Genomic DNA, 12,692 nt, shown 5'->3' with positions numbered 1-12,692 from the left:
ACATGGCCGAGGGACGTACACTCGCCGACCTGAGCCTGGCGAACGCGACCGCTGCTGTTGCCGCCGCGCCTGCCGCTCCGGCCCAGCCCAAGCTCGACAAGTTCGGCCGCGCCTATGCGACCGGCAAGCGCAAGAACGCCATTGCCCGCGTCTGGATCAAGCCCGGTTCGGGCAAGTTCATCGTGAACGGCAAGGACAGCGACACCTATTTCGCCCGTCCGGTGCTGCGCATGCTGCTGCAGCAGCCCTTCGTGGTGACCAACCGCACCGGCCAGTTCGACGTGTACTCCACCGTGTCCGGTGGCGGTCTGTCGGGCCAGGCGGGCGCGCTGCGCCATGGCATCTCCAAGGCCCTGACCTATTTCGAGCCGGGCCTGCGCCCGCCGCTGAAGGCCCAGGGCTTCATGACCCGCGACTCGCGCGTCGTCGAGCGCAAGAAGTACGGCAAGCCGAAGGCCCGCCGCAGCTTCCAGTTCTCGAAGCGCTAAGCCCGGATCTTTCCGGCACGTATCGCAAGGGCCGGGGGCAACCCCGGCCCTTCGTCTTTGTGCCCCCTGGTTTGTGTCGTCGGTTTGTATCGCTGGTCAGCGGGCATTTACCATTTGCCACTAAATTTGTGGCCTTCCTGTGCTAAACCGGATTCGCCATGGCCTTGTCCGACGCCTTCCTGCTGGTTGTGCCCGCCCTGCTGCTGCTGATGGGTGTCGGGGCTTTCGCGTCGCAGATCGAGCGGATGGGCTATCGCCTGCATGGCATCGAGGAGGCGGTCACCACCCGGGCCGGCCAGTCGCCGGCCGATATCAGCCGGCTGCATGCCGAACGCAGCCGCGAGGTGGCCCGCCTGCGCAATGTCGCCGCCGAACTGGAAGACGATATCGCCGCCCTGCAGCGCGAACGCGCCAATCTGCTCGGCCAGCCCCAGGCGCTGGCCGATGTCACCAGCAATTTCGTCGCCGAGGCCGGCTATCCCACTGCCGGCGCGCAGGGCCAGTACATCGTGCTGGAGGGCAAGGCGAAGGACATGCCGTTCTGCGGCTTCGCTTCGCTGGATACGCCGCTGAGCGCGCGGCGGCGGTTGCGCCTGGTGGTCTGGGGCATGGGGCCGGCCGAAGCCCAGAGCTTTGCCGTCAACTGGGCCGGCGAAGAGGCCCGGCTGATCACCATCCGGCCGTTCGACGGCCTGCTGTTCTGGCACGAGGCCTGAGCCATGGACCTGATCGCCCTGATCACCATCGCTGTCGTGCTCGCGCTGGTTTTCCTGACCGGTTTCATCGGCATCGACCGCGCCCGCATCGGCTGGAACCGCGCCGCCGCCGAGGCGACGATGCGTCGCCGGCAGTTGCAGGATGTTGCCGACCGCACCGAGCAGCTGCAGCGCAGCATCGACGAACTGACCGAAACGATTGCCGGCCGCAACGAGAAGTGCGAGGCGCTGAAGCGCGAAACCGAGGGGCTGAAACGCGACCTCGACGGCCGCGAGCTGCCGTTCCTCTACACGGCGGTGCCGCTTGCCAGCAGTGACATGTACGGCCCGTCCTGGCGCTTCGTCGCCCGCCAGCCATCGCTGGCCGGCGGGGCCCCGGCTGGCCATCCGGCGGCCCAGTGGGAACAGGGGCGGCCGTATCTCGTCGGCGCCGTGAACCAGTCCGAGGCGCGCTCGGCGATGGATCGCCTGCTGCCGCGCCACCGCGGTTTCGTGATCGTCGCGGTCGGCGCCATCGTCGGCAACGCGCCAACCTCCTGAACCGGCAAGGCAGTCCGGCGAGTCGGCCCGGCGACCTGAGCAGGCTGCCTGCCGGGCAGGCATTGCATACAACGCAAATCTTTCGTTGATTTGCACCCGGCTTTGCCTGAGAGTCCGCCGGAACAGGAGCTTTTCCCGGCTGGGCGCATGAATATCGGCGATATCGTTTCCGCGTTGCTGCCGTCGCTGCTGATGTTCTTCGCGGTTTCCCTCGGGGCGAACAGCCTGGAGCGGGCCGTGCAGAACTTCGCGCGCAACCGCTTCGAGATCGGCCGGCTGACCGGCGAGGCCGAGGCGGTGCGTGCCCGCATGGGCGAGATCCGCGGCGAATACGAAACCCTGAAGGAAGAGAAGGCCGGCATCGAGCTGAAGCTGTCCGAGCGGCAGAGCACCTATGGCCAGCTGATGGCCCGCGAGGTGCAGTTCAGCGATCCGCGCAACATGGTGGTCTACGAGATCGGCCTGCCGCGGCCGCGCCAGAGCGGCTGGTACGTCAAGGCGATCGGCCCCGAGATGCACGAGATGTTCACCGGCCCGGCCTCGACCGTATCGGCATTTCCCGGCCGCCGCGCCGCCCGGCTGGTGCTGTGGGGCATCGACGATGAGGAAGTCGCGCGCCTGCGCGCCAAGAAGGTGTTCGGCGCGCTGTCGGAGATCATGGTGATCCGCCGCTTCGACGGCAAACTGAAGCTCACCGATGCCTGACGTCACCGTCACCCAGGTCATCGGCATCCTCGCCATCGCGGCCAACATCGGCATCGCGCTGATGATCATCATCCTGCTCGGCGAGCGCAGCCATGCCGCCTGGGCGCGGGTCGGCCAGCAGGCCAGCGAACTGGTGATGATCCGCGCGCAGTTGCAGACCCAGGTGAACGAGGCTGAGGCGGTGATCCGCGACGGCCGCGGCGATATCGACGAACTGCGCAAGCAGTTGCAGAATGTCGAGGCCGATGTCGCCGCCGTGCAGCAGCGGCAGAAGGACACCGACCTGCCGGTCGGTTATGTGGCGACGCCGGTCGATGTGGTCGACCGTCGTTACCGCACCTGGCGCGTGGTGGTGCGCAATTCTGATCTGGGTGCCGAGGCCGGCGCGCTCAGCCATCCGGCCTATCGCTGGATCGAGGGTCGCTACTACGATATTCCGGCAGCGAACATGGAATACGCCATCGATGCGCTGCAGGCCCGCTTCCCGGCCCGCGACGGTTTCACCATCGAGCCGGCGCGCAGCCGCGAGCCGGACGAGCCGCTGGCCGCCGCCGAGGCGGGCTGACCCCTTCCTTACCGGTTGAGTTCCTTCATGCCGCGTTCCAGGCCGTCGATGGTCAGCGGGAACATGCGGTTGCCCATCATCTGGCGGATCACACCGACTGACGGCGTGAAATCCCAGTATTTTTCCTGCACCGGGTTGAGCCAGATCGCCTTGGGGTAGGTATCGAGCAGGCGCTGCATCCATACCGCGCCGGCTTCCTCGTTCCAGTGCTCGACGCTGCCGCCGGGCTGCACGATCTCGTAGGGGCTCATGGTCGCGTCGCCGACGAAGATGATCTTGTAGTCGTTCTGGTAGGTGCGCAGCACCTCGTGCGTCGGCGTGAAGTCGCTGTGCCGGCGGCGGTTGTCCTTCCACAGCTTTTCATAGACGCAGTTGTGGAAGTAGAAGAACTCCATGTGTTTGAACTCGGCACGGGCGGCCGAGAACAGCTCCTCGGTGACGCGGATATGATCGTCCATCGAGCCGCCGATGTCGAACAGCAGCAGCACCTTCACCTTGTTGTGGCGTTCCGGCACCATGCGGATGTCGAGCCAGCCGGCATTGGCGGCGGTCGACCTGATGGTGTCGGGCAGGTCGAGTTCGAGGTCGGCGCCCTCGCGGGCGAACTTGCGCAGGCGGCGCATCGCCACCTTGATGTTGCGGGTGCCGAGTTCGACGCTGTCGTCGAGATTCTTGTATTCGCGCTTGTCCCAGACCTTCACGGCACGGCGGTTGCGTGACTTGTCCTGGCCGATGCGCACGCCTTCGGGATTGTAGCCATAGGCGCCGAAGGGCGACGTGCCTGCCGTGCCGATCCACTTGCTGCCGCCCTGGTGGCGACCTTTCTGCTCCTCGAGGCGTTGCTTCAGCGTCTCCATCAGCTTGTCCCAGCCGCCGAGCGCCTCGATCTGGGCCTTCTCTTCCTCGGTCAGGACCTTCTCGGCCAGCCGGCGCAGCCATTCCTCGGGGATCTCGGCGACGGTTTCCTCGCCGGCGGCGCCGGTGAACTGCAGGCCATTGAAGCACTGGCCGAAGACGCGGTCGAACTTGTCGAGATTGCGCTCGTCCTTCACCAGCGCGGTGCGGGCGAGATAGTAGAAATCCTCGACGCGGTATTCGGCCACGTTCTTGTCCATCGCTTCGATCAGGGTCAGGTATTCCCGCAGGGTGGCGGGCACCTTGGCCTTGCGCAGTTCGAGGAAGAAGGTGATGAACATGGGTCTTTACCGTTCAGTTGCGCTCGCCCTCAATTGCGCTCACGCCGCGCGATGAAGGCCAGCCGCTCGAACAGGTGCACGTCCTGCTCGTTCTTCAGCAGCGCGCCGGCCAGCGGCGGGATCAGCTTGCCCTGGTCTTTGCTTCGCAACGCATCGGCCGGCAGGTCTTCCGCCATCAGCAGCTTGAGCCAGTCGAGCAGTTCCGAGGTGGACGGCTTTTTCTTCAGGCCCGGGGTTTCGCGGATATCGTAGAAGACGTTCAGCGCATCGCGCACCAGCGTCTTCTGGACGTCGGGGTAATGCACGTCCACGATCTCTTCCATGGTCTCGCGATCGGGGAAGCGGATGTAGTGGAAGAAACAGCGGCGCAGGAAGGCGTCCGGCAGTTCCTTCTCGTTGTTGGACGTGATGATCAGGATCGGGCGCACGGCGGCCTTCACCGTCTCGCCGGTCTCGTAGACGAAGAATTCCATGCGGTCGAGTTCGAGCAGCAGGTCGTTGGGGAACTCGATATCGGCCTTGTCGATTTCATCGATCAGCAGCACCGGACGCTGCGGCGCCGTGAAGGCTTCCCACAGTTTGCCCTGCTTGATGTAGTTGCGGATGTCCCTGACCCGCTCGTCGCCGAGCTGGCTGTCGCGCAGGCGCGAGACGGCATCGTATTCATACAGGCCCTGCTGCGCCTTGGTGGTCGACTTCACGTGCCAGGTCAGCAGGGGGGCGTTCAGCGCTTTCGCGATCTCGATGGCCAGCACGGTCTTGCCGGTGCCGGGCTCGCCCTTCACCAGCAGCGGCCGTTCCAGCGCGATGGCGGCATTGACCGCGACCTTGAGGTCGGTGGTGGCAACGTAGGATTCGGTACCGGTGAACTTCATGCGACGCTTCCCAGGATTCTTGTTCAAATGTGTGGCTGCCCCGAACGCTAGGTCGCAGGACGCAACCGCGCAAGCCGTGACGTTACGTCAGGTGTGACCGGATCGGCAGCAGGGCAGGGGAGCGATCAGTTCGTCGTCTTGTAGTTGACGCAGATCTTGGTCTTCTCGACCGTCGCAATGGTCTCGCCGGTCGAGCCGCACTGGCCTTCTGCGGTCTCGTTGACGCAATAGAGCGAACAATCCTGGCAGACGCCGAAATCGGCGACCTGGTGGCGGTTCTGCAGGTCGTGCAGCAGCCGGGTCAGGCCCTTCACCATCTGGGGGCCCAGTTCGCTGGCCATCTCGCCGGCGGCGCGCTCCAGCGTGCGCATCGGGTCCTTGGCCAGCATCGCCTCGCCGGCGTCGGTGAGGCAGAGATCGACCTGGCGGCGGTCGCAGGTTTTTTTGCAGCGGGTGATCAGGCCCTTCGATTCGAGGGCGATCAGGGTCTGCGAGACCGTGCCCTTGGTGGCACCGAGATATTCGGCCAGCGCCGTGGGCGAGCGGGAATACTTGTTGGCGGTCGCCAGGTAGCGCAGGGCTTCCCACTGGGCTGGATTGAGCCCGTCGACGAACTGCAGCTCGCGGGTCAGCCGCGACAGCCGGTCCAGCAGGACAATAACCCGCTGAGCCATAACGGTTTTATCGCCATCGAGAAGGTCTGCAGTGGTGGTGGTGACCGGCATCACAGTTTGGTTTCGAGTCGAAATTACCGCTTGAGGGCAGCCTTCGGGCGGGCGTAAGCTTTAATTGTATCGACACGATACTACTAGGCCAGCCCCGCCCGGCTGCCGTTCGAACCAGCAAGGTAGTGCAGCACCGGGCAAAAGTCGATGGAGGGATTACAAATGACCCTCGAGCGTTCCCCCCGGACCATGGAAGGCGCCGACCGGCGCTACCTGTCCACTGTCATGAACAAGGCGCTGCTAAGCGAGGAGGAGGAGCTCGACCTCGCCCGCCGGTGGCGCAACGATGGCAACCACAAGGCCATGCATAAGCTGGTTTCGGCTTATCTGCGGCTGGTGGTGGCCACGGCGACCCGGTTCCGCAATTACGGCCTGCCGATGCCCGACCTGATCCAGGAAGGCAATATCGGCCTGATGCTGGCGGTCAACCGCTTCGATCCCGAGCGCGGCGTGCGGTTCTCGACCTACGCCGCCTGGTGGATCCGGTCGTCGATGCAGGAATACGTGCTGCGCAACTGGTCGATCGTGCGCTCCGGCACCTCGGCCGGCCAGAAGGCGCTGTTCTTCAACCTGCGCTGGCTGCGCGCCAAGCTGGAGCGGGCCGGCGGCTCGGCCCAGCTCGACAACGCCACCCGCGACGAGATCGCCACCGCACTCAAGGTCTCGCCGGCCGATGTGTCGGCGATGGCGCAGCGCCTCGGCGGTCGCGACCACTCGCTCAACGAGCCGGTCGGCGGCGAAGAGGGCGGCGATGCCTTCCAGGATTTCCTGCCCGATACGGGCCCGAATCCGGAGGAGATCGTCACCGACAAGATGGACGGCGGCCTGCGTCGCGAATGGCTGACCGAATCGCTGAAGGAACTCAGCCCGCGCGAGCAGCTGATCATCACCGAGCGCATGCTGGGCGATGACAAGGTGACGCTGGAAGAGCTTGGCGGCCGGCTCGGCGTGACCAAGGAGCGGGTGCGCCAGATCGAGACCAAGGCCTTCCGCAAGCTGCAGGAGCGGGTCCTGCGCCGTTCCCGGCAGGCCGGCGAGAAAATCGCCGGCAAGCTGGAGGATTTCACCGACTTCGCGCCGGCCTGAGGGCCGGCGCGGGGCCCCCCCGGATATAGACCGGCCGCGCGCTTGACATTGGGGTGGGGCGAGCATAAAACCGCCGCCGCTGCGGGGGTGTAGCTCAGTTGGTTAGAGCGCCGGCCTGTCACGCCGGAGGTCGCGGGTTCAAGTCCCGTCACTCTCGCCATTCCCGCAGCTCTCCCGTTCCGGCAGGAGCATCCTGCATGACCCCCTCGGGCCCATCGGCAACAATCCTGGTGACCGGCGGCGCCGGCTATATCGGCAGCCATGTCTGTCTGGCGCTCGCCGCCGCCGGCTGGTGGCCGGTGGTCTACGACGACCTGTCCGGCGGCCATGACTGGGCGGTACAATGGGGGCCGCTGGTGCGCGGCGACCTCGCCGATGCGGCCGCGCTCGGTGCCGCCCTGGTGCAGTATCGTCCGGCGGCGGTGATTCACCTCGCCGGGCTGATCGTCGCCAGCGAATCGGTCGCACAGCCCGCGCGTTATCACCATGCCAATGTGACGGGGACGCAGGTGCTGCTCGATGCCATGCAGCGCCACGGCATCGAGCGGATCGTGTTTTCCTCCACGGCCGCGGTCTATGGCGAACCGCAGGCCGTGCCGATCCGCGAGGATCACCCGCTGGCGCCGATCAATCCCTATGGCGACAGCAAGCGAATGGCCGAGGCCCTGCTGGCGGATCATGCCCGCAGCCACGGGCTGCGGTCGGTATCGCTGCGCTATTTCAATGCTGCCGGTGCCGATCCCGAGGGCCGCATCGGCGAGGCGCATCCGCTCGAAACCCATCTCATCCCGCTGGTGCTGGGCGCGGCCGCCGGCCGGCTGCCACCGGTGATGCTGTTCGGCATCGACTATCCGACCCGTGACGGTTCCTGCCTGCGCGACTACGTGCATGTCTGCGACCTGGCCGACGCCCATGTGGCGGCGCTCGACCGACTGGCGGCGCAGCCGGGGGCGGCGGTATTCAATCTGGGCTCGGAAACGGGGGCCACGGTGCGCGAGGTGATCGCCTGCGCCGAGGCGGTGACCGGACGGACGGTGCCGGTCGTTACGGCCGGACGCCGGCCGGGCGATCCGGCAACGCTGCTGGCCGACGCCACACTGGCCCGGCGCGACCTAGGCTGGCAGCCGCGGCGTTCCGGGCTGGCCGACATCGTCGAGGCGGCCTGGCGCTGGGAATGCCGGCGTCCGGCCCTGCCACAACTTTAGCCGGCGGCGCGCGCCGAGGGCTGAACGGCAAGGTAGCTGAGGCCACTGACCGGCATGATGCGGTCACTGGTCAGCAGGCTGTCGAAGCGCTCGATATTCGGGCTGCGCATGGCGCCGGGCCGCGCATGCCACAGGTGCAGCACCACCGAGGCGAAACGTCCCGACTTGCGGGTGACGCCGGCGCGCAGCAGGCGCAGGGCGAAGTCCGAATCCTCGAGGCCGTGGCCGGTATAGGTGTTGTCGAAGCCGTCGACCCGGTCGACATCGGCGCGCCAGACCGCGAGATTGCAGGTCTGGACCTTCTGCCACTGCTCCGGATTGCGGTTGCGCCGCCAGTTGACGGGCAGGGACAGCAGCTGGAACGGCCGGTTGGCCTGGGCGAACAGGGCGCGCCAGAACCAGACAAAGCGGCGGATCCTGCGCCCGGCGGTACCGGCGGCCATCATCGCCACGCTGCGCCGCCGCTTGATGTAGCTGCGCGCGCCGGCCACGAACTTGCCGCTCTCGGCCAGCCGGCTGTGGGTGAGGATGAAATCGGACGGCGCCAGGCAGTCGCCGTCCATGAAGACCACATAGTCGCCGGTGGCCTGCAGCAGGGCGTTGTTGCGCGACTGGGCCAGCCGGAAGCCGGCATCGGGCTGCCAGGCGTGCAGCAGCGGCACGGGGTAGGCGGCCTGCAGCCGACCGATCAGGGCAGCGGTTTCGGCGCCGGACCCGTCGTCGGCAACGATCACTTCGTAGTCGGCGCAGTGGCGGCCGCGGCGCTGCTGCGCCAGCGAGCCCAGAACCATGCCCAGTACCTGCGGATTGTTATATGTGCTGACAATAACGGAAATCTTTGCCGGCTGTTGCACCGGTCATCCCCCCCATAAGCCTCAACTCCGCGCCCCACCGCGGCCCTGCATGCAAGATTAGTGTATAAAGGATAGGCGGCCCTGGCCAGCGTGCCGGCCCATAACCTCGCGAGCCTGATTCGGTAATACCGCGGCGAGGTTACAATCCGTATACTGTTGCGCAGAAAAAAAGCGCTTCGCGCACGGCTACTTGCCCGGGATTTTTGCCCGGCGGAGCGTGTTGCGGCGCGGCACAGAAACGGTTAGAACAGCCTCGACCTTGGACAGGGTGGGCCCCGTCCCGGGTATTTAGTGTTTTCGGAAGGGGAATGACCGTGGACGCCCTGCTGCGGGAATATCTGCCGATTCTTCTGTTCCTTGGCCTCGCCATCGTGCTGGCCACCGTCTTGGCCCTGCTGCCTTTCGTGGCCGCCAAGATCAACCCGGACCCTGAAAAGAATTCGACCTACGAGTGCGGCTTCGAGCCCTTTGGCGATTCGCGCAAGCAGTTCGACGTCCGCTTCTACCTGGTCGCCATCCTCTTCATCATTTTCGACCTCGAAGTGGCCTTCCTGTTTCCCTGGGCGATCTCGCTGGGTGACATCGGCGTCTTCGGCTTCTGGTCGATGGTGGTCTTCCTCGGCGTGCTGACCGTCGGCTTCGTCTACGAGTGGAAGAAAGGGGCCCTGGAATGGGAGTGAGCGGCGCGATGAATACTCCGGCCAATTCCGCTCCGGCGACCCCGGGCGACCTGAAGTCCGGGGCTTCGCAGGATGCCTTCTTCAAGGACCTGTCCGACGAGCTGGCCGACAAGGGTGTGGTGATTTCCTCGCTCGACAAGCTCGCCAACTGGGCGCGCACCGGTTCGCTGTGGCCGATGACCTTCGGCCTGGCCTGCTGCGGTGTCGAGATGATCCACGCCTATATGGCGCGCTATGACCTCGACCGCTTCGGGGCGATGCCGCGGGCCTCGCCACGCCAGTCCGACGTGATGATCGTCGCCGGCACGCTGACCAACAAGATGGCGCCTGCGCTGCGCAAGCTGTACGACCAGATGGCCGAGCCGCGTTACGTCATCTCGATGGGCAGCTGCGCCAATGGCGGCGGCTACTATCACTATTCCTATTCGGTGGTTCGCGGCTGCGACCGGATCGTTCCGGTTGACGTCTATGTCCCGGGCTGCCCGCCGACCGCCGAGGCGCTGGTCTATGGTCTTCTGCAGCTGCAGAAGAAGATCCGCCGCACCGGTACCATTGCCCGCTGAGGACGTCCGCATGACCGACAGCAAGCCGAGCGACGGCAAGGCAATCCTGCGCGAACAGGAACAGGCGCTGCGCGATCTGGGCGACCATGTCGCCGCCAGCCTGCCGAACGACATCCTCGACTGGTCGGTCGCCCATGGCGAGCTGACCGTCAACGCGCTGGCCGATCGCATGGTGAAGATCCTCACCTTCCTGCGCGATGACGGCAACTGCCAGTTCACCATCCTGGTGGACGTGCTGGGCGTCGACTGGCCGGCGCGGCCGAAGCGCTTCGATGTCGTCTACCACCTGCTCAGCATGAAGCTGAACCAGCGCATCCGCATCAAGGTGCAGACCGACGAGGAGACTCCGGTTCCCTCGGTTACCCCGGTGTTCTCCTCGGCCGGCTGGTTCGAGCGCGAGGTCTGGGACATGTACGGCGTGATGTTCTCGGGCCATCCCGACCTGCGCCGCATCCTGTCGGATTACGGCTTCGAAGGGCATGCGCTGCGCAAGGACTTTCCGCTCACCGGCTATGTCGAGGTGCGCTACGACGCCGAGCAGAAGCGGGTGGTCTACGAACCGGTGAAGCTGCAGCAGGAGTTCCGCCGCTTTGATTTCATGAGCCCGTGGGAAGGCGCCCAGTATGTTCTGCCGGGCGACGAAAAGGCGGGCGAGGGAGCCAAGTAGGATGGCCGAAGTCACAATCGCCAATTACATGGTGAATTTCGGGCCGCAGCATCCGGCGGCCCACGGCGTGCTGCGTCTGGTGATGGAACTCGACGGCGAGATCGTCGAGCGCTGCGATCCGCATATCGGTCTGCTGCATCGCGGCACCGAGAAGCTGATCGAGTACAAGACCTACCTGCAGGCGGTGCCGTATTTCGACCGGCTCGACTATGTCGCGCCGATGAACCAGGAACACGCCTTCGCGCTGGCCACCGAGCGGCTGCTCGGCCTCGAAGTGCCGGCGCGCGGCCAGGCGATCCGCGTGCTGTTCGCCGAGATCGGCCGCCTGCTGAACCATCTGCTGAACGTGACGACCCATGCCCTCGACTGCGGCGCCATGACGCCGGCGCTGTGGGGCTTCGAGGAGCGCGAGAAGTTGATGGAGTTCTACGAGGGCGTTTCCGGCGCCCGCATGCATGCCGCCTATTTCCGGCCCGGCGGCGTGCACCAGGACATGCCCAAGGGCATGGCCGAGGACATCTACAAGTATCTCGACCGCATGCTCAAGGTGGTCGACGACATCGAGGGCCTGCTGACCGAGAACCGCATCTATCGCCAGCGCAACGTCGATATCGGCGTGATCAGCGACAAGGATGCGATGGACTGGGGCTTCTCGGGCGTCATGCTGCGCGGCTCGGGCGTCGCCTGGGATCTGCGCAAGTCGCAGCCCTATGACGGCTACGAGAAGTTCGATTTCGACATCCCGGTCGGCAAGAACGGCGACTGCTTCGACCGTTACCTGTGCCGCATCGAGGAGATGCGCCAGTCGGCCCGCATCGTCCGCCAGGTGATCGAGACGCTGCCCGGTGGCCCGGTCGCGTCGGACGACCGCAAGGTGGTGCCGCCGGCGCGCGGCGAGATGAAGCGTTCGATGGAAGCGCTGATCCACCACTTCAAGCTCTACACCGAGGGCTACCACGTGCCGGAAGGCGAGGCCTATGCCGCCGTGGAAGCGCCGAAGGGCGAGTTCGGCGTCTATCTGGTGTCGGACGGCAGCAACAAGCCGTACCGCTGCCGCATCCGCGCCCCCGGCTTTCCGCATCTGCAGGCCACCGATTTCCTGTCGAAGGGCTACATGCTGGCCGATGCCGTCTCCATCGTCGGTAACATGGATATCGTGTTCGGGGAGATCGACCGATGAGCGGCGTCCATATCGCGCCTCCGGAACTGCAGCCGGCCAGCTTCGCCTTCACGGCGGAGAACATGGAACTGGCAAAGAAGCATATCGCCAAGTATCCGGCCGGCCGCCAGCAGAGCGCGGTGATGCCGCTGCTCGACCTGGCCCAGCGCCAGCATGACAACTGGCTGCCGCAGGCGGCGATCAAATGCGTCGCCGAGATGCTCGGCATGCCGGTGATCCGCGTGCTCGAGGTCGCCAGCTTCTACACGATGTACAACCTCGCGCCGGTGGGTAAGCATTTCATCCAGGTCTGCACGACGACGCCCTGCTGGCTTGCCGGTTCCGACAAGGTGCTGTCGGCCTGCAGGAAGCATCTCGGTATCGGTCCCGGCGAGACCACCGCGGACGGCGAGTTCACCGTGATCGAGGTGGAATGCCTCGGCGCCTGCGTGAATGCGCCGATGCTGCAGTACAACGATGATTTCTACGAGGACCTCGACGAGGCCAGCACCGGCAAGATCATCGACGCGCTGAAGCGCGGCGAGACGCCGAAGTCCGGCCCGCAGAACGGCCGCCTGTCCTCCGAGCCGCTCGGCGGCGCGACCACACTGACCACGTTCAATCCTGCCGGCGCCCCCGGCGGGAATGACGACTGAGGCGGAGCCCAG

16 protein-coding genes and 1 tRNA gene are annotated in these 12,692 nt (G+C 65.7%); 13 read left to right on the top strand and 4 right to left on the bottom strand.

All coding sequences use genetic code 11. The features are described from left to right. Nucleotides 1-2 precede the first annotated feature (2 nt). The 5 genes from rpsI (at nt 3) to ACFOOQ_RS13995 (ending at nt 3,014) form a co-directional block, all read left to right on the top strand. Nucleotides 3-488, top strand: a complete 486-nt coding sequence (gene rpsI / locus ACFOOQ_RS14015) for a 30S ribosomal protein S9 (protein WP_379727729.1) — start codon at nt 3-5, stop codon at nt 486-488. Nucleotides 489-646: 158 nt separating this feature from the next. Next, nucleotides 647-1,204: a hypothetical protein gene (locus tag ACFOOQ_RS14010; protein ID WP_379727727.1), complete on the top strand. Its 558-nt coding sequence runs from the start codon at nt 647-649 to the stop codon at nt 1,202-1,204. 3 nt (nt 1,205-1,207) lie between these two features. Beyond that, a complete protein-coding gene (locus ACFOOQ_RS14005; protein ID WP_379727725.1) occupies nt 1,208-1,744 on the top strand; it encodes a hypothetical protein in 537 nt (178 codons plus the stop codon). Nucleotides 1,745-1,891: 147 nt separating this feature from the next. Further along, nucleotides 1,892-2,449, top strand: coding sequence for a hypothetical protein (locus ACFOOQ_RS14000; RefSeq protein ID WP_379727723.1), 558 nt, complete (start codon nt 1,892-1,894; stop codon nt 2,447-2,449). Then, nucleotides 2,442-3,014 (top strand): hypothetical protein, encoded by a 573-nt coding sequence (locus tag ACFOOQ_RS13995; protein WP_379727721.1) that lies wholly within the window; start codon nt 2,442-2,444, stop codon nt 3,012-3,014. Before ACFOOQ_RS14000 ends, ACFOOQ_RS13995 begins: the two co-directional genes overlap by 8 nt. A gap of 8 nt (nt 3,015-3,022) precedes the next feature. On the opposite strand, the gene ACFOOQ_RS13990 is transcribed toward ACFOOQ_RS13995, so the two are convergent. From ACFOOQ_RS13990 to ACFOOQ_RS13980, 3 genes are all read right to left on the bottom strand, one after another. Then, nucleotides 3,023-4,210, bottom strand: a complete 1,188-nt coding sequence (locus ACFOOQ_RS13990; RefSeq protein ID WP_379727719.1) for a vWA domain-containing protein — start codon at nt 4,208-4,210, stop codon at nt 3,023-3,025. 29 nt (nt 4,211-4,239) lie between these two features. Then, a complete protein-coding gene (locus ACFOOQ_RS13985; protein ID WP_379727718.1) occupies nt 4,240-5,085 on the bottom strand; it encodes an AAA family ATPase in 846 nt (281 codons plus the stop codon). 125 nt (nt 5,086-5,210) lie between these two features. Further along, a complete protein-coding gene (locus tag ACFOOQ_RS13980) occupies nt 5,211-5,759 on the bottom strand; it encodes a MarR family winged helix-turn-helix transcriptional regulator (protein ID WP_379727715.1) in 549 nt (182 codons plus the stop codon). A gap of 213 nt (nt 5,760-5,972) precedes the next feature. Here ACFOOQ_RS13980 and ACFOOQ_RS13975 point away from each other — a divergent pair, with 213 nt between their 5' ends. From ACFOOQ_RS13975 to galE, 3 genes are all read left to right on the top strand, one after another. Then, a complete protein-coding gene (locus ACFOOQ_RS13975; RefSeq protein ID WP_379727713.1) occupies nt 5,973-6,896 on the top strand; it encodes an RNA polymerase factor sigma-32 in 924 nt (307 codons plus the stop codon). A gap of 83 nt (nt 6,897-6,979) precedes the next feature. Then, nucleotides 6,980-7,056: transfer RNA gene (locus ACFOOQ_RS13970), tRNA-Asp, on the top strand. Nucleotides 7,057-7,093: 37 nt separating this feature from the next. Next, nucleotides 7,094-8,101: a UDP-glucose 4-epimerase GalE gene (galE, locus tag ACFOOQ_RS13965; protein ID WP_379727711.1), complete on the top strand. Its 1,008-nt coding sequence runs from the start codon at nt 7,094-7,096 to the stop codon at nt 8,099-8,101. On the opposite strand, the gene ACFOOQ_RS13960 is transcribed toward galE, so the two are convergent. Continuing rightward, a complete protein-coding gene (locus ACFOOQ_RS13960) occupies nt 8,098-8,955 on the bottom strand; it encodes a glycosyltransferase (protein ID WP_379727709.1) in 858 nt (285 codons plus the stop codon). The genes galE and ACFOOQ_RS13960 overlap by 4 nt on opposite strands. Nucleotides 8,956-9,269: 314 nt before the next feature. Here ACFOOQ_RS13960 and ACFOOQ_RS13955 point away from each other — a divergent pair, with 314 nt between their 5' ends. The 5 genes from ACFOOQ_RS13955 to nuoE are packed head-to-tail and all read left to right on the top strand — an operon-like array spanning nt 9,270 to nt 12,680. Further along, nucleotides 9,270-9,635: an NADH-quinone oxidoreductase subunit A gene (locus ACFOOQ_RS13955; protein ID WP_379728657.1), complete on the top strand. Its 366-nt coding sequence runs from the start codon at nt 9,270-9,272 to the stop codon at nt 9,633-9,635. Further along, complete coding sequence (locus tag ACFOOQ_RS13950; protein WP_379727707.1) at nt 9,626-10,198, top strand: NuoB/complex I 20 kDa subunit family protein; 573 nt, start codon at nt 9,626-9,628, stop codon at nt 10,196-10,198. The genes ACFOOQ_RS13955 and ACFOOQ_RS13950 overlap by 10 nt, the downstream gene beginning before the upstream one ends. 10 nt (nt 10,199-10,208) lie before the next feature. Next, nucleotides 10,209-10,865 carry an NADH-quinone oxidoreductase subunit C gene (locus ACFOOQ_RS13945; protein WP_379727705.1) on the top strand — a complete coding sequence of 219 codons (657 nt, stop codon included), beginning with the start codon at nt 10,209-10,211 and terminating at the stop codon, nt 10,863-10,865. 1 nt (nt 10,866) lies between these two features. Beyond that, nucleotides 10,867-12,045: an NADH-quinone oxidoreductase subunit D gene (locus ACFOOQ_RS13940; protein ID WP_379727704.1), complete on the top strand. Its 1,179-nt coding sequence runs from the start codon at nt 10,867-10,869 to the stop codon at nt 12,043-12,045. Then, nucleotides 12,042-12,680: an NADH-quinone oxidoreductase subunit NuoE gene (nuoE, locus tag ACFOOQ_RS13935; RefSeq protein ID WP_379727702.1), complete on the top strand. Its 639-nt coding sequence runs from the start codon at nt 12,042-12,044 to the stop codon at nt 12,678-12,680. The genes ACFOOQ_RS13940 and nuoE overlap by 4 nt, the downstream gene beginning before the upstream one ends. The last annotated feature ends 12 nt before the right edge of the window (nt 12,681-12,692 follow it).

This window comes from Ferrovibrio xuzhouensis (assembly GCF_042648965.1).
GTDB classification, from domain to species: domain Bacteria; phylum Pseudomonadota; class Alphaproteobacteria; order Ferrovibrionales; family Ferrovibrionaceae; genus Ferrovibrio; species Ferrovibrio xuzhouensis.
The sequence above is the reverse complement of the archived record's forward strand: the minus strand, read 5'-3'. Positions and strand labels throughout refer to the sequence as shown.